This is a genomic window from Streptomyces sp. DSM 15324 (assembly GCF_001514285.1).
Lineage (GTDB): Bacteria > Actinomycetota > Actinomycetes > Streptomycetales > Streptomycetaceae > Streptomyces.
Genome location: NZ_KQ949030.1, coordinates 198,955 through 219,864 on the forward strand (window position 1 = coordinate 198,955; position 20,910 = coordinate 219,864).

Annotated in this window: 9 protein-coding genes; 7 read left to right on the top strand and 2 right to left on the bottom strand. The window is 72.2% G+C overall.

What is annotated here, in order from left to right; all coding sequences use genetic code 11:
* Positions 1-135: 135 nt before the first annotated feature.
* Positions 136-930, bottom strand: a complete 795-nt coding sequence (locus tag AQJ58_RS25160) for an IclR family transcriptional regulator (protein ID WP_234360283.1) — start codon at positions 928-930, stop codon at positions 136-138.
* Between the two features lie 181 nt (positions 931-1,111).
* Between AQJ58_RS25160 and AQJ58_RS25165 the strand changes: the two genes are divergently transcribed.
* The 7 genes from AQJ58_RS25165 to AQJ58_RS25195 all read left to right on the top strand — a co-directional run bounded on the left by AQJ58_RS25165 (position 1,112) and on the right by AQJ58_RS25195 (position 8,066).
* The gene (locus AQJ58_RS25165) at positions 1,112-2,065 is read left to right on the top strand and encodes a cyclase family protein (protein ID WP_067253813.1); all 954 of its coding nucleotides are present in this window, start codon (positions 1,112-1,114) and stop codon (positions 2,063-2,065) included.
* Positions 2,065-3,129: an NAD(P)-dependent oxidoreductase gene (locus AQJ58_RS25170; protein WP_067253816.1), complete on the top strand. Its 1,065-nt coding sequence runs from the start codon at positions 2,065-2,067 to the stop codon at positions 3,127-3,129. The genes AQJ58_RS25165 and AQJ58_RS25170 overlap by 1 nt, the downstream gene beginning before the upstream one ends.
* Complete coding sequence (locus AQJ58_RS25175) at positions 3,126-4,016, top strand: NAD(P)-dependent oxidoreductase (RefSeq protein WP_067253818.1); 891 nt, start codon at positions 3,126-3,128, stop codon at positions 4,014-4,016. Before AQJ58_RS25170 ends, AQJ58_RS25175 begins: the two co-directional genes overlap by 4 nt.
* A gap of 193 nt (positions 4,017-4,209) precedes the next feature.
* Positions 4,210-5,094 carry an NAD(P)-dependent oxidoreductase gene (locus AQJ58_RS25180; protein WP_234360284.1) on the top strand — a complete coding sequence of 295 codons (885 nt, stop codon included), beginning with the start codon at positions 4,210-4,212 and terminating at the stop codon, positions 5,092-5,094.
* Positions 5,091-5,864: an SDR family NAD(P)-dependent oxidoreductase gene (locus tag AQJ58_RS25185; RefSeq protein ID WP_067253820.1), complete on the top strand. Its 774-nt coding sequence runs from the start codon at positions 5,091-5,093 to the stop codon at positions 5,862-5,864. Before AQJ58_RS25180 ends, AQJ58_RS25185 begins: the two co-directional genes overlap by 4 nt.
* A gap of 71 nt (positions 5,865-5,935) precedes the next feature.
* Positions 5,936-7,003, top strand: coding sequence for an L-idonate 5-dehydrogenase (locus AQJ58_RS25190; RefSeq protein WP_234360285.1), 1,068 nt, complete (start codon positions 5,936-5,938; stop codon positions 7,001-7,003).
* 61 nt (positions 7,004-7,064) lie between these two features.
* A complete protein-coding gene (locus AQJ58_RS25195; protein WP_067253825.1) occupies positions 7,065-8,066 on the top strand; it encodes a 2-hydroxyacid dehydrogenase in 1,002 nt (333 codons plus the stop codon).
* Positions 8,067-8,229: 163 nt separating this feature from the next.
* On the opposite strand, the gene AQJ58_RS25200 is transcribed toward AQJ58_RS25195, so the two are convergent.
* Positions 8,230-20,907, bottom strand: a complete 12,678-nt coding sequence (locus AQJ58_RS25200; protein ID WP_067253828.1) for a lytic transglycosylase — start codon at positions 20,905-20,907, stop codon at positions 8,230-8,232.
* Positions 20,908-20,910 lie beyond the last annotated feature (3 nt).

Genomic DNA, 20,910 nt, shown 5'->3' on the forward strand with positions numbered 1-20,910 from the left:
TCCCAGCATATTGGTCAATACTCCGGCTGGCATTTGTTGCCCCGACATGACGAACGGCCGTACGGAAGCTTCCGTACGGCCGTCGTCGACCACCGGTCGGCCTGCGGGGGCCCTCCCCCGGGAGGCCGGCTCACCTCATCCGCCGCCCGGGGCCACTCCCTGGGGGATCATCGGGTTCTCCAGCCCGACCGCGATGGCCCGCAGGTCCTTGAGGAGCGCCGTGCGGAACTCGTCGTCGAGCCGCGCCTTGAGCACGGTGACGCTGATCGCAAAGGGTGACGAGTCGGTGCGGAAGCCCGTGACCGGCACGGCCAGGCAGACGATGCCCGCCGTGGCCTCCTCGTCGTCGATCGCGTACCCCCGCTCCCGGGTCGCCGCCAGGTCCCGCAGCAGCGCGGGCGCGGAGGTGACGGACCGCTCACTGAGGGCGGGCAGGGTGCGACCGCGCAGCCTGTCCTCGACCACCGCCGGGTCCAGCGTCGACAGGATCGCCTTTCCGGTCGCCGTGCAGTTGGCCGGGAAGCGGTCGCCGATGTTGGCGGTGAGCCGCAGCGGCTGGGTCCCGTCGTACCTGGCCAGGTAGAGAACGTCGAGGCCGTCGAGGACGGCGACCCGGGCGGTCTCCCGGGAAATGTGCACGCTGCGCCGGCACAACTCGTAGAAGTCGCGCAACTGGTCCACGGTGGACAGGTAGCGGCCACCCAGTTCCACCAGCTTGCGCCCCAGGGTGAAGCCCGTGCCATTGCGTGTGATCATGCCCGCCGCCTCCAGGGAGGCGCAGAGGTTCCCCGTGGAGGACTTCGGCAGGTCCAGGGCGCGCGCGATCTCACTGACCGACAGCGGGCGGCCATCCGCCTCACCGAGCGTGTCCAGAATCGCCACGGCTCGGGTCACCGCCGGGACGAGACTTCCCGGGTCGCTTGCGCTCACCGTCAACTCCACCCATCATTCTGTTCGTCGTTCAGCATGTTGTTATTGTCCCTCGTATCGTCCCGAACGACAATGCCGTCGGCGCATGCTTTGCCGTCCGAGTCTCCCGAGATTTCCGACCATAGCGCGCCGTCTGGGCCGGCCGACGACACCCTGCGAGCCATGGAGCGCTGAGCACCTCATGACCGACTCCCCGCCTCTCCCCTCCGTGCCCGACAACGGACCTCCCGTCTCGCGCGAGGAGTTCGACTCCCTCTTCGGCACCCTCAGGACGTGGGGGCGCTGGACTCCCGCGGACCGGGGCGCCTGGAACCGGGTGACCCCCGAGCACGTCCGGCGGGCCACCGCGCTGGTGCGCACCGGGACCGTCGTTCCGATGGCCCTGCCGTGGAACACCGTGCCGGGCCCGGACAACGGGAAGCCGGCCCTGCACTACATGTCCGAGCTGGGCGACATCGAGGCCCCGGAGCCCACCTGCCACAAGGACTTCATCGCCGTGGACTACCACGGCAAGGGCGTCAGCCACCTCGACGCGCTGTCTCACATCGCCTATCGGGGGCAGCTCTACGACGGGCGCACCGCCGCCGAGGTGGTCGATGCCGGGGGCGCGCGCTTCGGCGCCGTCTCCTCGCTCGGCCCTCTGGTGACCAGGGGCGTGCTCATCGACATGCCCGCCGTCCTCGGCACCGACTGGCTGGAGCCCGGCAGGGCTGTGCACGCCGGCGACCTCCTCGCCGCCGAGAAGGCGCTCGGCGTGACGATCGACGAGGGTGACGCGGTGCTGCTGCGCTCCGGCCACTTCCGGCGCCGCAGGGAGCTCGGTGCCTGGAACCCGGACAACGCCAGTGCCGGCCTCCACGTGGACGTCATGCCGCTGCTGGCCGAGCGGGGAATCGCCCTGCTCGGCGGCGACGGTGACAGCGATGTACGGCCCTCCCCGGTCGAGGGGGTGTCCTCCCCCGTGCACGCGCTCGCCATCACCGCGATGGGTGTGCCGCTGCTGGACAACCTCGACCTCGAGGCGCTCTCCGTGGCCTGCGCGGAGGCCGGCCGCTACGAGTTCATGCTCACCGTGGCGCCTCTGAACGTTCCCGGCGGCACCGGCTCGCCCGTCAGCCCGGTGGCGGTGCTGTGATGGGGCACGGCGCCATCCGCGTCGGCGTCAGCAGGGACTTCCTCGACTCCGACGGACGCAATGTCTGGGGCGACATCCGTCTCGGCGAACTCGACGCCGCCGGCGTGGACTGGCAGTACCTGCCGCGCGCCACCGGCGAACTCCTCGCCGACGACGTCGACGGACTCGACGCCGTCCTGTTCGCCGCGCCCGCCGTCACCGAGCGCACCTTCGCGGGAGCCACCCGGCCGCCGCTGCTCTTCGCCCGGTTCGGCGTCGGTTACGACACCGTCGACCTGGACGCCTGCACCCGAAACGGAGCCCTGGTCACCATCACCCCCGACGGCGCCCGCCGTCCCGTCGCCACCGCCGCACTCACCCTGCTGCTGTCCGTCCTGCACAACCTGGTCGCCAAGGACCGGCTGGTGCGCGAGGGACGCTGGTCCGAGAAGGAGCGGTGGATGGGCCAGGGCCTGACCGGCCGCCGCATCGGCCTCCTCGGCCTCGGCAACACCGCCGGCGACCTGGTAGAACTCCTTCGCCCGTTCGAGGTCGAGATCATCGCCTACGACCCGTACTGCCCACCGGCCACCGCCGAGCGGCTCGGCGCCCGGCTGACCGACGCCGACACAGTGATGGCCGAAGCGGACGCGGTCATCGTGATGGCCGCGCTCACGGAGGAGACCCGGCATCTGGTCGACGCCCGCCGGCTTGCCCTGATGAAGCCCTCGGCCGTCCTGCTCAACGTCGCCCGCGGCCCCATCGTCGACGAGACGGCGCTGGTCGAGGCCCTGCGCTCCGGCCGGATCCGTGCCGCGGGGCTGGACGTGTTCGAAAACGAGCCGCCCGCCGCGGACAACCCACTGCTGGCCATGGAGAACGTCGTTCTGAGCCCGCACTCGCTGGCCTGGACGGACGAGATGTCGGCCGGCAACGGCGGGAGCGCCGTGCGGGCGATCCTCGACATAGCCGAGGGACGCGCCCCGCGTTTCGTCGTCAACCGCGACGCCCTCGACCTGGCCGCCGTGAAGGAGCGGCTGCAGGCACTGGCGGCCCACCGCCCGGCCTCGCAAGCCTCGTCATGACGTCGGCGCCGAAGACCGTCGGCTTCCTGGGGCTCGGCGCGATGGGCCTGCCGATGGCGACGAACCTCGCCCGGGCCGGTTTCGACGTCGTCGCGTGGAACCGCAGCAGCCGGGCGCTGGAAACGGCCGTCGCCGCCGGCTGCCGTGGCGCCACCGACCCGGCGGCGGTGGGCGCCGCAGCGTCCGTGGTCGTCACCATGCTCCCCGACCTCCCCCAGGTCGAGGCACTGCTCCGGGCCCACGACGGTCTCCTCGCCGCGCGCGAGCGGACCATGAGCACCCTCGTCGTGATGGGCACCGTCTCCCCCGTCCGGGTCCGGGCCCTCGCCGACGACATCGCCGCTCACGGCGTCACGGTCGTCGACGCCCCTGTCAGCGGCGGCGTGACCGGCGCCGTGCAGGGCACGCTGTCGATCATGGCGGGCGCCGACCCGGCCGCCTACGAGAGGGTTCTGCCGTATCTGAGGGCCATGGGCGGGACGGTGCGCCGGATGGGCGATGTCGGCGCCGGTTCGCTCACCAAGGCGTGCAACCAGCTCGTCGTCGCGGGGACGCTCGTCTCCCTCGCCGAGGCGGTGCTGCTCGCCGAACGCGGCGGGCTGGACGCCGAGTCGGTTCTGGAGGTGCTGGCCGGCGGCCTCGCCCGCTCCGAGGTGCTCGCCCAGAAGCACCACCACCTCGCCCGGAGCGACTTCACCCCCTCCGGTCCCGCACGCTACCTGCTGAAGGACCTCGGATTCGTGCAGCACAGCGCCACCGACGAGCGGGTCTCGCTCCCACTGGCCGACACCGTCACCCGGTTGTACGCGGCCGTCGAGGCGCAGGGGCTGGGCGACTACGACAACAGCGTCGTCCTGGAACTGCTGCGCACCGCGCCCGCACGCTGACGCTCCCTGGCGGGCGACCCGACCGGTGACGCCTGCGCTACGGACGGCGCGACCGTAACAGCATGTGGAAACGATGCCAATATGCTGTACGGAACAGGCGATCAGGTTGCTCGTTTCGTCACGAAGGTTGCCTCCCCGCACTTTACTAGTCCAATATGCTGTTCTTGTGACAGCATTTAGTCCAGGAGGTCAGGTGGCGGGACACGCGGACGTGGGCGTCGCCGGGCTCGGGGTCATGGGCTCCGCGATCGCCCGCCGACTGCTCGCACGCGAACACGCCGTGTGCGTCTACGACATCCGTCCGGAGGCGGTCGCCGAACTCGCCCGGCAGGGCGCTGCCGCGGCCGGGTCGCCCGCCCTGCTCGCCACGACAGGCGTGGTGGTGCTCTCCCTCAACAGCGCGGACATCGTGGAGCGCGTGGTCTTCGGACCGGGCGGAGTGTTGAGCACAGCCCCGGACGGCGTGCTGGTGATCGACATGTCGAGCATCGACCCCGGACGCACCCGGGCGTTCGCCGCACGCGCGGCCGCACTGGGCGCCGGCTGGGTCGACGCCCCCCTCTCGGGCGGCGCACCGGGCGCCGAGCGCGGCGAGCTGACCCTGATGCTCGGGGGTCAGGAGGGGGACGTCGCCCGTGCGCTGCCCCTGCTCGGCACCCTGGCCTCCAGGCTGACGCACCTCGGCCCGGCCGGCTCCGGACAGCTGGTGAAGTCCGTCAACCAGGTGCTGGTCGGCTGCGGCTTCGCCGCGCTCGCCGAGGCCGCCGCTCTGGTGCGGGCGGCAGGTCTGCCGCCCGGCCAAGTGCTCACCGCGCTCAGCGGAGGCAGAGCCGACTCCGCTCTTCTGCAGGAGTTCTTCGTCAAGTTCGCCGAGGCCGACCTCTCCCCCACCGGGCGGGTCAGCAACATGGTCAAGGACCTTGAGGCCGCCCGCGACTACGCGCGCTCCGCCGGCATACCGCTCCCTGTCACCACCGCCGTCGCCGAACTGCACCGCTGGCTCTCGGCGGCCGGGCACGGCGACGCCGACAACGCCGCGCTGATGCACTACTACGCTCCCCTGGAGATACAGCCGTGAAGACGCACGCCCTGTTCGACCTCTCGGGCCGACGCGCCCTGGTGACCGGCTCCAGCAAGGGCATCGGAGCCGCCCTGGCCGTCGGTCTGGCCGAGGCGGGCGCCGAACTCGTCCTCAACGGCCGCGACGCCGCGGCGCTGGAGCGCGCCCGTGAGGAGCTGGCCGAACGCACCGGGGCCAAGGTCCACACGGCGGCCTTCGACGTCACCGACGAGGTGGCCGTACTGCGAGCGGTCCGCAAGATCGAGGACGGGGTCGGCCCGGTGGACATCCTGGTCAACAACACCGGCGTGCAGCACCGCGAGCCGCTGCTGAAGGTCTCGGCGGCGAATTTCGAGCGGGTGCTGCACACCAACCTCACCAGCGCCTTCCTCGTCGGCCGCGCCGTCGCGGCCGGGATGGTCGAGCGCGGCCACGGAAAGATCGTCAACATCTGTTCGGTCCAGACCTGGCTGGCGCGGCCCGGTATCGCCGCCTACGCGGCCTCCAAGGGAGGGCTGGCGATGCTGACCCGCGGCATGTGCGCGGAGTGGGCGGGATCGGGGATCACGGTCAACGCGCTGGCCCCCGGCTATGTGGTCACCGAGCTGACCCGCCCACTCGTCGAGGACCCCGCCTTCGACTCGTGGATCCGGGGCCGTACCCCCGCCGGCCGCTGGGCCGGGGTCGAGGACCTGGTCGGCACCCTCGTGTGGCTCGCGGCACCGGCGTCGGACTTCGTCAACGGCCAGGTGATCGCCGTCGACGGAGGGCTGACCGCGGTGGTCTGACCTGCGGCCTCCTCCACCGCGCGCAACCAGCCCAAGCAGCCGAGCCGTTCGGCAGAGAGCGGGACAATGACATGAACGACAGGACATCGGCGACCATGCGGGCCGTGGTGGCGCACGGCGCGGGCGACCTGCGCCTGGAGACGCGGCCGGTACCCGTGCCGGGGCCCGGGGAAGTGGCCGTCGACGTGCGGTACGGCGGCATCTGCGGCTCCGATCTGCACTACTGGCGGCACGGGGCGGTCGGCGAGTTCCGGCTGCGCGAACCGCTGGTGCTGGGCCACGAGATCGTGGGCCGGGTCCGCGAGGCCGGCCCCGGCACGCAGGCACCACCGCCGGGCACGCCCGTGGCCGTGCACCCGCTGGCGTCCTGCGGGAGGTGCCGGCAGTGCCTCGCCGGCCGGCGCAACACCTGCCTCGACACCGGTTACCTCGGCAGTGCCGCCCGCAACCCCCACGTCCAGGGCGGCTTCGCCGACGTCCTCGTCGTCCCCGCCGAGCGGGTGCTCGCCCTGCCCGGGGGCCTGGATCTGCGGCTGGCCGCGGTGGCCGAACCGGCCGCGGTCGCGTGGCACGCCGTAGGGCAGGCCGGCGACGTACGCGGCAAGCGGGTCCTGGTCACCGGCGCGGGCCCCATCGGGTGCCTGGTGGTCGCAGCGCTGCGGGCCGCCGGTGCGGGCGAGATCACCGTGACCGATGTGCACGAGGCTCCCCTGGCCGTCGCCCAGCGGGTGGGTGCCACATCGACCGTACGGGTCGTCGCCGGCACCGACGAAGCACTGGGTGACCTGGCGGCGGACCTGGCGATCGAGTCGTCGGGCAACCCGGCCGGACTGCACACCTGCCTGTACGGCGTCGACCGGGGCGGACTGGTGGTGGGTCTGGGCCTGCTGCCGCCCGGGGACACGCCGGTGGCCGCCAACGCACTCATCACGCGCGAACTGCGGCTCATCGGCTCCTTCCGCTTCGACGACGAACTCACCGAGGTACTCACGGCCCTGGCTGACGGCCGCCTCCCGGCTGCTCCGGTGGTCACCTCGGCGGTGCCGGTGGACCGTGCACTGGAGGCGTTCGAACTCGCGGCCGACCCCGCCCGGTCCTGCAAGGTGCTGCTCGACTTCGGCGGGCCGGGAGAGGCCTGACCCAGCACCCCGGCCCCTCACCTGCGCGCCGTCCCCTCGCCTTGCAGCAAGGAGTTCACGATTGTCCGGCACTTCCGTCCGCCGCCCCCGCGTGGCCGTCAGCCGCACCGCCCTCCCGGGAGACAGCGTCAGTCACCTCGCCACCCGCTTCGACGTCACCGCATGGACGGCCCCGCAGCCCCCGACGCCGGCCGAACTGGCCGGACTCGTGCACGGCTGCCAGGGCCTGCTCGTCCTCGGCAGCGACCGCGTCGACGCCGCGCTGCTCGACGCGGCGGGGCCGGATCTGCGGGTCGTGGCCCTGGCGTCGATGGGCTACGACGGCGTGGACGTCGCGGCCGCCGTCGAGCGCGGCATCGTCGTCACGCACACCCCCAACGTGCTGGCAGACACCACGGCCGACGTTGCGATGGCCCTGATCCTCATGGCCAGGCGCCGCCTTCCCGCGAGCATGGACGCGCTGCGCCGCGGCGAATGGGGCGCCTTCCGCATGGACGCCTTCCTCGGTCTCGACGTGCACGGCGCCACCCTGGGGCTCATCGGCTACGGCCAGATCGCCCGCGCCGTGGCCCGCAGGGCCGCCGGATTCCAGATGCGCGTACAGCACCACCATCCGGTGCGCAGGGAGGACGACGCGCTGTCCCGCTGGGTGCCGTTCGACGAACTGCTGCAAACCAGCGACGTGGTGTCCGTGCACACGCCGCTGACGCAGGAGACCAAGGGCCTGATCGGCAAGGCTGAAATCGCCCTGATGAAACCGACCGCGACCCTGGTCAACACCGGCCGCGGAGGGGTCGTCGACGAGGAGGCCCTCCTGGCGGCGCTGCGCTGCGGCGCTCTTCACTCGGCAGGACTGGACGTCATGACCAACGAGCCGCGCACCGACCCGAGCGACCCCCTGCTCAACGAACCGCACCTGGTGGTGCTGCCCCACGTGGGCTCGGCGACCGAGGCGACCCGCGCGGGCATGGCGGCACTCGCCGCCCGCAACATCGAAGCGGTCCTGGACGGCCACCCGGCACTCACCGCGCTGCCCGGCACCCCGAGCCTGCCCGGGCGATGAGCCCTGCCCGGGCGAGTCCCGTCGAGCCCGCCACCGCAGAACGGGCCGACGGGTTCGTCAACCAGTCCACGGCGGACAAGGTCGTGCACTTCCCCCGGGAGGGAGAGATCTCCCGGACGTGGTGTGTTCTCCCGGTGCCGGGCGACGGCGGCCACCAGGCCACTCAGGTGGCACCCGGGTAGGAGCGGTTGCGGATGTCGAGCAGCGGCTTGCTGGGCAGCGTCGCTTGCGTACCTTCCGGGTGCAGCGACGAGTACACGCCGACGTCGAACAGGTAAGTGCCCGGCACGGTGGCCGCACCCGTCGTGGCCGCCGCCGAGGTGACCGCCGCCGCCAGCCGGGAGACGAAGCTGGTGGGCGAGGCCGGGTTGGCGTCGGTGGCCGTGTCGAAGGCGTACAGCGGTACGAGCACGAGCGGCACGGCCGGTGTGATCGTGCCGCCGGGCTGCGCCGCCGTTGTCAGTGAGTAGGCGTAGCGGGCTGTCACCTTCACCTGGAACGTCGCCGATGGTGGCGCCGATCCCAGGTCGAACAGCACACCGAAGAAGTCACCGAGCGCCGTCGCCAGGTCGACGCCGCCGCGAGTCGTCAGGGGCGCGGGCGTGTCGGCCAGCAGTGACGGGGTCACCTTGCTGCTGAACAGGCTGAGCGGCGTGCGGTAGACGAACAGCGGGTTCGTCGCGTCGGCCGGTCCGGTGCTGCCGAGCAGGTTCTCGTTGCGGACGACGGACACACCCGACCAGCCGTTCTGGTAGGCGACCGCGTCAAGCTCGCGCAGCGCCACCTTGAGGTCGAGCGGCGCGCTGATCGGCTGCCGGTGGGTGTACAACGCCTGCGCTCCGACACGCAGTCCGGGGGCCGCGCCGTCGATGGTCGGCCACAGCGGGTCGGCGTCGGCGGCGGTGAGGGCGAGGTACGAGAACTCGTCCGGCTGTTGCTCGTCGACCAGCGGGTCGACGCGGTACCAGTGCGCCTCGCCCTCGTCGCCGAGGGCGGCCGCGGCGAAGGCGGACCGGCCGGACCAGGCGTGGCTGACGCGCTGTACGAGGTCGCGGAAGGCCTGGAGCGCCGGCAGCACGCGGGGATCGGCCGGGTCGGTGAGCAGCAGCCGCAGGTCGTCCTCGACCGCTGCGGCGACCTCGTTGAACTGGGCCAGGGCCACGTGGACCGCCGACAGGCCGGCCTCACCGGTGCCGACGCCGGTCGGCGGCGCGGGCGGGGCGTCCGTCAGCCGGTTGAAGAACATGCCCAGCTCGATGCTGTCCTGGGCGGCGGCCTGGTAGTCGAGCGTGAACGCGTAGTCCCACTCCTTGGCCTTGGCGAGATCGGGGTCGCCCGGGTGGCTCGGGGTGGCCGACTGCGTCGACAGCACGGGGACGCCCGGGTGGGCGCGCAGCGGGATCGGGATCTGCACCTGCCCCAGCGGGACGGCGTCGACCGGGCGGAGGAAACTCAGCCACGACGACTCCCGGTAGTCGCCGACGACCGACGTCGCGCCGAACGGTTCCGGCAGCTGTACGTCGTACTCGAGCTGGGTCATCGAGAAGGCGAGGTCGAGGTAGGCCATCCGCCGTCGCAGCGGATCGCGGACGTCGACCAGCACCGTCACCGAGGACGAGCCGCCGACGAGGGGCACCTTCCCGGTGCTGAAGCTCGTCACCGGCAGGAGTTCGACGTACGAGAGCACCGCCGGCCGCGCGGGCGCGGGTGGATCGGTGTGGAGCCGGTAGTGGGCGCCGCCGGAGCCACCGGTGACATCGCAGCTCCACAGTGCTGCCGCGAATTCGGCGAGCTGGGCGGGCGTGGGGTCCTGGGTGTGGAAGATCTTGCCCGCCACCGTGCGCGGCGTGTCGCCCGCGACGACCGGCACCGAGGTCAGCGTGGAACCGATGACGACGGCGACCGTGGTGGGGGCGAAGACGTCGGCGACGTTGTCGTTGGCCGCCACCAGGTCGACGACCGTGACGCCGAGCCGGGCCGCGACGGAAGTGAGCGTGTCACCGGCGGAGAGCGTGTGGGTCGCCCTGGTCGCGCTGCCCGACGTGGGTGCTGCGGCGCTGCCGGACGGCGTCACCACCGGCTTCACGATCGGTTTCCCGGACAGGGAAGGCGCGGTGTCGGCGTCGGTGTACGGCGATGTCACCGTCACCGGGAACTGTACGAGCAGCGTGGTGTCGTACAGCGACGACAGTGTGGTGAGCAGCTGCTGGCGGAGGGTCTGTGCCGCCTGGGCCCGGTCTCCCGACGGCGTGCCGAGCAGGTGCTCGACGAGGCCGGCGAGCCCGTCGGCGATGACGCCCTTGCTGGTGATCACGTCGGCCAGCAGCGCCTGGGCGGCCGCGCCGAGCCCGCTCGCGGGCAGCGCGAACTGTGGTGAGAGGAGCCGGTCGACAGAGGCGAGCAACGCCGCGAGCCAGGCGTCGAGGTCGGCACCGGTGAAGCTTTTGTGCGCGGTCCACTCCAGCGGCTGACCCGGCGTGTAGGCGGGTACGGGGACGTTCACTCGCGTCCATGGCTCGGTCGACAGCGGTCGTACGGCGAAGAACCCGCCCGGGGCGGGGGCGTCGACGCGGTACTCGATGCCGCCCCTGGCCGCGTCGAAGTTCACGACCCACAGGCGCGACTTCGCCGTGGTGGTCGGCGCGGAGTCCGCGTCCTCGCCGGTGCCGAGCTTCAGCCCGGCGAACGTCTTCTCGAACCGCTCCGCGAAGCCGTCGAGCGACGCCGTCGAACCGTCGGCGAGCGGGCTCGGCGGCACCGGCGTGACGTCGACGAAGGTCGCGCTGTCGGAGAGGAGGTCGGGAGCGACCCGGTTCGGGTCGCGCAGCATCCGCAGCTCGACCGTCAGCGGGAAGACCGGGTCCGGGTAGTCGGCGAGCAGCGTCGTGGCGAGCGGCGGCAACGCGGCCGGCGCGGGTGGCACCAGCAGCGGTTGCCCGGCGGCCAGCGCGGCGTGCGGGTTCTGTGCGACGACATCGGCGACGGTGAGCGTCGAGAGGCCGAACAGGGCGTTGAACGCGGCGGTGACCGTGAGGAAGGTGTCGTTGACGTCCGTGTCGTAGGTGCGGGTGACCGGGTTGCCGTTGTCCGGCTGGTAGGCATAGGTGAGCCGCTGCCGGGCGGCCAGAACCCCCCGCAGCGCGGCGTTGGCCTCGGCCAGGGCGGCCGGTGTGACGCCCGGGTACGGCTGTGCGGCGGTCGTGATCGTCGTGCCCTGGCCGGTGCGGGCCGCGGGCACGAGTACGGCCGCGCCGGCCCGCAGCACGCCTGGCTGGGCCTGGAAGGTGGTGATGAAGGCCGACGGGGTGACGCCGAGCCTGGCCGCCAGGCTGGTCACCGTGTCGGTGAGGGTGGGAAGGACCGATGTGCCGGGCAGTCGGGCGGGGGCGAACAGGCCCGGCAGCTCGGCGTCGAGGGCGAGGAATCCGGCGGCGTCCCACCCGGGGAAACGCGCGATGACGTCGGCGATCGTCTCGGACCCGCCGCGCGCGAGGTGGACCGCATGGCGCGGCTGCTGTGCCACCGGGAACTCGACGAGGTCAGGGATCGCGAAGGGGGCGTCGTCGCTGCCCTGGTTGACCGCGAGGAGGCGCAGGCCGGTGTTGCGGCCGGCCAGCGCGTCGAGCGACATGCCGTAGGTGGCGGCCACCGTCGCGAAGGTGTCGCCCGACCGCAGCGGGTACGAGGCGTCCTGGCCGCTGAGGTAGACGGCCGTACCTGCGGGGAGCAGGTCGACGACGCCGCCGGCCGCCCCCAGCAGGCTGTCCAGCCGGCCGCCGGTGAAGCGGGCCGCGACGCCGCCGAGCGTGTCGCCGGGTTGGACGACGTAGTGGTCCCAGGTGATCGGCAGGCCCGCGAAGACCCCGTTCACCGTGTCATTGGCGAGGGCCACCGAGACCGGTGTGGCCGCGAGCGACGGATCCAGGGCGTTGAACGCGGACGCCATCGTGGTCAGCGTGTCGGACGGGCCGACGGGCAGGCGCGCCGGGCCGAGCGCGAACGTCATCGCCCTACCGCCCGGGTTGAGCGCGACGGCCCCGTTGCTCGACGCGAGGTCGGCGACCGTGGTGCGGAGCAGTCGGGCGATCTGGTGGAGCGCGTCGTCACGCAGGGCGTCGACGGTGGCGTGCTGGACGGGGACGGTGAGTTCGGTGCCGGCTTCGAGCGGGAGCGCGAGGTTGGCCCGGTCGCCGAGCTGCGCCAGGGTGACGTGCGTCAGCAGGTCACTGACGGTCGTGCCGGTGGTGAACACGTGGTACGTCGGGATCGCGAGGGTCGTCCCCGCGGCGACCAGCTGGTCGGCGAGCTCGGCATCCTTGTTGGCCACGACGATATCGCCGACCGTCACGGCGTAGGTGCTCGCGACGGTGGCGAGCGGGGTACCGGCCGCGATCGGCGGGCAGACGGGGGCGAGGTTCTCGGCGGCGCCGAGGAAGAGGAGGATCTGCTCGACCAGCCCGAGCAGGCACAGCTGGACCTCCTGCCGCGTGGTGACCGACGAGTCGACCCGGCCGATCGAGCTGGTGACCGCGAACTGCAGCAGCCCCGGCTCCTGGAGCTGGTAGTAGACCGTGGTGTAGCGGGCGAGGTGGCTGCGGGCGCTGTCATGGCTGCTGCGGTAGGACTGTCCGAAGCCGGGTACGTACCTGGCCGCCCTGAACTCGGCGGTGACGCGGAGCTCCGCCGCGTCGGAGGGCACGTCGAACCGGGTGGTGACGCTCGGCCACTGGGAGAGGCCGACGAGGCGGTCGGTGTGGCCGACCCGGATCGGGTCCAGGTGGAGGGTGGCGCCGCCGGTCAGGTTGCCCGACAGGTCGTGCAGGCCGAGACCGAGCCGCACCTGCGAGTAGGTGCCCGACGCGGGGTCGGCGTGGATGCCGGCGTAGGGGTTGCCGCTCGGTGCGGGCAGCGCCGGCGTGGCCGGTACCGGGTTGTAGGCGGGCTCGGCCGCCTGGTACAGCGACACCACCTGCCGGTAGTAGCGGGCCCCGTCGTCGGCGGACGGGGATGCCGGTGCGTCGGCGCCAGGGGCGGGCAGCGCGCCGGGGTGCCGCGTCGGCCCGGTCGGCAGTCCCTGGTTGCCGGCCCCGAAGTACGTGCCGCCCTCGATGCCGAAGCCGATGAGGCCGAACAACTCGTCGAGCCGCTGCTGATCGGGGTCGCCGGCGCCGGGGGCGCCGCGCCACAGCTGGAAGCCGGTGTTGCCGGGCGGCACGGCGGCCTGTGCCTGGAGCTGGTCGGTGCCGTAGTGGACGAACGCGTCCGACGCGAGCACCGCAAGGGCGGCGCTGGCCTCCGCGATGCTGCCGGGGGTCGCCGGCGAGAACTGCCCGGCGATGCCCGCGAGCGTGTCGCCCGCCTGGATCCGGTAGGTGACACCGGCATTGATCCGGAGCGTGCGCCCGGGCTGGAGCAGCGCGAGGTTGTGCTGGTTGGCGGTGCCGAGGGCGGCGGCGCCGACGCCGGGTACGCCGATGACGTCGGCGGCGTGGGCGAGGGTGTCGTCGTCACCGGTCACGTACACCTGCCGACCGGCGAGCTGCATCGGGGCGCCGGGGGTCAGGACGGGCCGGTCCGCGCTCGCCGTCGCGATACCGGTGACCGAGGTACCGGGGTGGGCGCGCGCGATGCTCGCGAAGGTGTCGCCGTGGCCGATGCGGTAGTCGGCCGAGCCGTCGAGGGACAGTGTCCGGCCGGGCTGGAGGAGGCCGGGCAGGGTCTGGTTGGCGAGCGCGAGCGCGGCCGGGCTCATGGTGTACGGCGCCAGCGCCCGCGCGATGCCGGTGAGGGTGTCGCCGGCCCGGGTGAGGTGGCCCCCGGTGCCGAAGAAGCGGACGGTGACACCCGGGACGAAGAGGTCGAGCCTCGCGCTGGCCGTCGCGATGCCGATGACCGAGGTGCCCGGGTGGGCGCGCGCGATGCCCGCGAAGGTGTCGCCGGCCTGGATCTCGTACGGCCTGCCGTGGGCGAGCAGGAGCGTGCGGCCGGGGAAGAGCAGGCCGGGCACCGACTGGTTGGCGAGGGCGAGCGCGGCCGGGCTCGCCGTGCCGGCCGTGGTGAGCGTGTCGCCGGGAACGACGGTGTGCACGGACGGCTGGACGAAGAGGTCCGTGTGGGAGGCGTCGATGTTGTCGCCGACGACGACCACGTTGTTGAACGGCAGCAGGCCGGTCATCGTCGACTCGAGCTGCGATCCGAGCAGGACGAGCAGGGTCACCTCGGCGGTCGGGCCCTGCCCGAACAGGTGGCCGGGCAGGCCGATCCTGCCGGTGTCGGCGTACTCCAGGTAGAACCCACCGGTGCGCACCACGCTCGCCTCCCAGATGAGCGTGAGGAAGTCGGCGGCCCGGTCGATGGTGGCGAGGCAGGCGGGCGACCCGGCCGAGGGCGCGGCGGTGGCGGCGAGCGCGGCGGTGCGCGGTGCGGCCGGCCCGCTGTGGCTGAGGGTCGAGAGGTTCGTCTTGAGCACCCGGGTGCCGGCGGTGTCGAGCTGGTCGGACGCGAGTCCCTTGCCGCCCCGGCCCGAGGTGGGGTCGGGCGGGTAGAGGACGAGTACGGTGGCGGTGTCGGCCCTGCCGTCGCCGCCGAGGTGGGCGAGCAGGTCGAAGAGCCTCTGCTTGCCGACGTCGTCGGTGCCGGCCACCAGGTAACTGCCCGTCAGCGGTGAGCCGTCCGGCCCGGTCAGCTGCTGGAGCGTCAGGGGCACGGTGGTCGCCCAGGTGTGGCAGGCGACCGGCGCGATCCTGAGTCCCGACGCCGCGTCGAGGTGGGTCGCGGTGGCCAGGTCGTAGCGGAGGGCGGGCCCGGTGGCGGACGCCGTGTGCTCGAGCAGCGCGTGCGGCAGCGACCACAGCGTGGGCTCGGCGACCGACTGGCCGGGGTGGAAACAGCCGGCGGGCAGTGCCGCCGCCTGCCAGTGCGTCGGGTTCTGCACCGGGAACCGGGCCGGCTGGTACGAGGAGAGCGGCAGCGGGCCGAGCCACGAGACCGCGGGGTCGGGCCTGCGGGTGGCGAACGCCGAGATCAGCCGCTGTTCTTCGGCGGTGAAGGTGAACGGCAGGGAGGTGCTGCCGCCCGCGAAGGTGATCCACGTCGCGCCCTCGTGCCCGGCGGCGAACCCGAGCGTCGCCGACGGCGCGGGGCCGCTGCCGAGGGCCACCTGCTGCCCGGTCAGGCTGTACAACGGGTAGGCGGGTGATGTGGTCGGGGTCGGGTACGGCACGCGCAGGCCGTGCAGCAGGAAGTGCGAGGTGCTCGCGGCGCCGGTGTTGACCGCCGGACTCGCCTGTACGGCCGCGACGAGGGCGTCGACCGTCATCGCCGGCACGTCGGGTACCGTCACCGTCGCCCCGTCGGTCAGGATGCCGGTCTGCGAGGCGATCTGGCCGGTCAGCTCGTCGAGCGTCAGGTTGAAGCGCTGCGCGACGCCGGCGAACGTGTCGGCCGGCTGCGGCGGGTAGACGACGTCGGCCAGGGTCAGCGTCGCCAGCGGTGCGAGCACGGGCGCCGGTGACACGGCAGGCTGAAGAGCGGCGAGCCGATGGTCGGCCGCCGTGCCGGGGAAGTAGTAGCGGGCGAGGCTCGCGAGGGACTCGGTGAGGGGGATCCGGAGCACCGCGCCGGGTGTGAGTGCGGTGAGGTCGGCTGTGGCGTTCCAGGTCCGCATCATCGCCTCGTACCCGGGCAGGTCGTCGGCGGACGGCGCGAAGAAGGCATCGATGACACCGTCGAGGGTGTCGCCCTGCTTCCAGGTGTAGCTGATGACGAAGCCGCCGCGCACGGTGTGCGTCACGCCCGTGACCGTGAACGTCATGGCCGACTGGGTGACGGCCGATGCCGGTACCTGGAAGTACTGCGCCACGCTGTCGGCGGTGTCGCCGCCGCGTCCCTGGTAGGTGAGGGTGGGCAGCGCGAACGTGGCTCCGGTGAGCAGGATGTCCGCGCGGTCGGCGTTGGCCGCCATCACCGCCAGTGCCGTCGTCGCGGGCGTGCCGGGGAAGGAGAACGCCCGTGCCACGTCGTCGATGCTCTGGCCCGGTCGCCCGTCGCCGGCCGCCACCTGGTAGGTGACCTCGGAGAGCAGCAGCGGCCGGCCGCCGCCGAGGAGGCCCTGCACCGACTGGTTCGCGGTGACGACGGCCACCGGCGAGACCGCGATCTCGGCGGCCAGCCGGGTGCCGGGCACCGGCGTGGCGTCCGCGTCGGCCGGCCCACCGGCGAGGCCGGCGCCGAACCGGTTGAGCAGGGCCTGGACGGAGGCCGGTGTGTCCGCGGCCCGCACGACGTACTCCGCCGACACGGTCGGGAACGACGCGGCGATGGAGGCGAGGCTCGTGGTGGCGCTGCCGGTGACCTGGTAGGGGGCCGCCCTGAGGTGATCGATCGCGTTCTGCACGACCGACTTGGTCAGCATCCCGAAGTACGCGCCGAACAGCCACCCCGCCATCGATTCCGGGGCGTCGCCGTCGGTCAGGAGCGTTCGCGGTGAGCGCGCGCCGGTGCCGGTGCCCGCCGGGTCGCTCTGGACCGAGTTCTCGTAGTCGACCATCAGCTGCTGGAAGTACGCGGTGAGGGCGTGGACGTAGTCGGCGTCGACGGGGTGGGTGTCCCAGAAGGAGACGGCCGGACCGGTGCCGAGCGCGAGAGAGAGGTCGGGGAACATCGGGAAGAAGCTGCCGCTTCTGTCGCCGCCGCTGGAGTCGGCGGGGCGGGGCTGGATCTCGAAGACCACCTGCTGATCGGCGAAGAACGCGGTGACACTCGGGTACGAGAACCACTGCGCGAACACGTCGGGGTCGTCCAACTGCGCGTGGAGGTGGGCGAGTTCGTCGGCGGTGACCGTGCCGAAGTCGCCGCCGAGCGCCCCGAGCGCCCAGCGCAGGAGCTTGCCCGCCAGCCGGTTGTACGGCTTGCCGGCCGCGTCACCGACCGGTGCGGCGACCGCCGCGGCGTCGGTGGCGCCCGGGTCGATCGCGTTCTCGATGAACAGCAGGAAGTTCACGGCCACGACCGGCGTCCGGCCCGGGGCGGCGGGGAGGAAGTCGGTGGGCTCCGCCTGCGATACGACGGGTGTGAGCCACAAGGTGATCGGCGGCTCCGCCGGGACCGCGGCCGCCCGTGCGGCGGGGACCCGCAACAGGGCGGCGTCGAAGCGCGGCGCCGGCCGCAGCAGTGGCAGGGCGGCGTGCCGTACGCCGCGTTGGGCGAGTGACGGCGTCGGCCGGTGCAGGCCGAGCTGGGCCCGCATCCGGGCGTCACGGGAGCCTGCGAGGGCGATGTGCCACGGCGGTGTGCTCGCCGATCCCAGCGTGAACGTCAGGCTGATGGTGGCCGAGAAGCTGAAGTGCAGCGTGATGAAGAGGATTTTGACGTTGAGGCGCACCTCGACGCCGGCCTGCATGTGGATGACGATCGGCTGGTAGGCCTCGACCGTCAGCGTGATGCTGGCGTAGACGGTCAGGTCGAGCGACGCCTTGACGATCGCGAAGTCGACCGTCCCGTAGACGTGGCCGACGACCGCGACCGTGCCCTGGAGCCAGTAGTAGAGCGCCTGGGGCGTCGACGCGTCGTCGGGGTGGAACCAGGCGAGCGCGCCCTGCACCATGCCGGCGACGGTCACGCTCACCCCGGCGGAGAGCGGGCCGATGCTCAGCGTCTTGCCGACGCCGACCGACAACGCGAACCCGAACTCGATGTCGGGGGCGAAGCGGCCGTTGTCGATGGCCGGCAGCCGCGTCGAGGTCGAGCCGTCGAGGAGGGCGAAGTAGAACCCGCCGTAACCGACGAAGGGGAACACCTCGACCGCCGACGACCGCGACCAGTCCAGGAGATTGGGCGGGAAGCCGAAGTCGATGCGGAAGTTCCCGTTGGTGTAGATGTCGAGGACGACGACCGGCAGGGTGACCGAGACCTCGCCGAACTCGAGGTGGCGCATGGCGTCGGGCAGTTGCAGCTCGATGTGGTAGACACCGACGCTGTCGGTGACCTTCCGGTAGAGGATCTCGAACGAGAGGCCCTGGAAGATCTCGGCCTGCGGCCCGGCGACGTCGATACGCAGCCCGTACACGACCGGGTCGAGGAACACCGCGTTGACCGTGAAGGTTTCCAGCAGGGTGAAGCTCGCGCCGAACAACCAGTTGGCACCGCTGTCGAAGCGCAGCCCGCCGACCTGTTCGAGCGGGTTCTTCGAGCTGTCGCCCAGCGGCACCACCGTCTTGCGCATCGCGTCGATGACGGCCTTCACCATGCTGAGACCGGTGGCGTCGAGCGTGACGTGCTGGCCGATCCCGAGGTAGCGCAGGTCGAGCACCTTGCTGCCGGCTCCGGGTACGGCCGGCGGTTGACCGCCGACGGCGTTCCAGGCCAGTGGCTGGCCCTGGCCGTACTTCTGGCCGAGGAACTCACCCTGGAGGAGCACATCGACGCGGCCCTGCCCGAAGTCGCGGTAGTAGCGCAGGCCGATGTTGTCCAGGGAGATGAAGCCGAGGTCGACCTTCGCCGCGTAGTCGACCTCGATGACGTTGTCGGTGAAGTTGACCTGTACCGACAGGTTCGACAGGTTGATGGAGCCGAGAGCGCTCCACGGTCCGTCGAGCGACGGGCTCGCCGCGGGGTCGGCCAGCCGGACCAGGTACGACAGGATGTCGCCGAGTGTCACGTTACCGAAGTCGATGTGCAGGACACGCTTGCCCCGCGCGTCCGGGTTGGCGTAACTGACCCCCAGATCCCCGAACTTCAGCTCGTACGTATTGGTCTTGCGCAGCTGGTCGAAGGTGTAGACGAGTTCCAGCTCCATGCCGAGGAACGCGAAACCGCCGGTGAGCGAGCCGTGGTAGCGGGCCTGCGACGGCGTGCCCTCGGCGGCCGTCGAGGCAAGCGAGAAGCCCAGGTCGATCTCCACGTCGGCGTCGGCGAACAGCCAGCGCAGGCCGGTTTCGAGGCTGAACTCCTTGCTGCCCGTGTGGTACGCCACCTCGAACTCGGTGACGTGCATGTCGTTGAGGAAGCCGGGCACCGAGGTCCAGCCGGTCACCTTGCCGATCAGCTCGCCGACCGAGAACGGGTGGGTGATCGCCCCTCCGAACGTCCAGCCGGACGCGCTGTCGGCCTCCTTGCGGGCCAGCAGGGAGAAGTCGACCACGCCGGCGAAATCGGCGTCGCCGATGAACTGGCAGGTGAAGCCCGTCTGGCTGAGGGAGAGTTCGGCGCTGATACCGGTGAGGGTGAGCGAGATCGCGCCCTCGTTGAGACTGATCAGCTTGACGTCGCCGTCGATCGTGGTGCTGAGGTCGAACGTCCGGTAGCCGGGGTTCGCGCTCATCAAGAGGTCGGTGATCTCGAGGTCGAAGCCGGGCGGCAGGTCGAAGCCGTAGTGCTCCAGCAGCTCCGGCACCGGGACCGTGTACCCGGGCAGCAGGTACCCGTTGACCGTGACCTCGGGCAGCAGCACCTCCAGCGAGATCGGGTACAGATCGGCGATCCAGAACGTCCCGCCGAGCCGGGCGGCGATCGTGCTCGCGCTCGGGTGCGCGGGGTCGTTGATCTGGAACCGGACCTGGACGTCGCTGATCGCCAGCAGGTCCGGCGGGATGATCAGCCATGTCACCGGGGGTGGCGGGTCGTCGTCCGCGGTCAGCGCGTGCGGCGCGGGGACGGCGGACGGTTCGTGGACCAGCCGGGTCGGGAAGGGTGTGAGCGGCGCCGGCTCGTCGACCGAGTCGATGTGCTCCGCGGCACGGCCGACGACCTCGCCCTCGATCATCTTCGTGGCCGGTCCGGCCGTCGGCGCCGGTTGCGAGGGCAGCAGGCTGACGCCGATGGACAGGCTCACGAGCCGCCGGGTGCGCGGCGCCACGACGAGCTCGAAGCCGTCGAGGCGCAGCAGCCGGGTCAGAGGGAACCGGTCCGGCACCAGGTTGCCGAGCGCCGTCCCGCCCGCCACGCCCGCGAGGGCGGCGAGCGAGTCGAGGGCTTGGTGGCCGTCCAGGGAGAAGGTGAGCAGCGCCGGGTCGGGCGTCACCGGCATCGTCAGCGACAGCGTGACGGAGTCGGCGCCACTGCCGATGCCCACCTGGCCGAGCAGCGCGACCTCGGTGACGAGGACCGGCCCGTCGTCGCCGCCGTCGTCGCCCGGCTCCGCCGTGTCCTCGGCGGTCACCTCGGGCGGTTCCGGGGGGAAGGTCAGGTACCCGACCGTGGCGCGAAGCCGGGTGGCCAGCGTGACCGAGCCGAGCGTGGTCTCGGTGTCGCCGAACGCGGTCCGCAGTGTCGTCGTCGGCGCGGTGGCCTGCGGATCGGACCAGTTGGTGAGGGCGCCGTACACGTGCAGGTCGGCGCTGAGCAGCCAGGCGACCTCGGAGAGCGCAGGCGAGTCACCGGCGACCAGTGTGCCGCTGAAGTTCAGCCCCTGCGTCATGCCGGCGTACCCGCCCGACCCGTCCGAGTCCGCCGACTCCAGTACCCAGGTGGGGGAGGTGAAGGCGAGCGTTCCGACATCGGTGCCGGCGAGCGGCGGGTACGTCGCCGCGAACGTCCAGCCGGCGGGCAGGGCGAGGGCGAGCGTGAGCTCCGGCGTTCCCGAGGCGGGGCCGGGGGCCAGCCAGAACGTCGCGGTGGCGGGCAGGGTCCGCCCCAGGAACTCCACCGAGCCGGTGTAGACGACGGACGTCGGGCGTACGTCCTGGGGTGCGATGCCGGTGACGAGCAGGTTGCCGGCGAGGTACGTCGAGATCAGGCTCGCGATGCCGCCCGACAGGCTGCTCTCTGCCTGCGCGGCCGAGACGGGCAGCGTCGTGCCGCGCTCAAGGGCCTTCAGCGCGGTTACGAGGCCGGTGATCTCCATGTG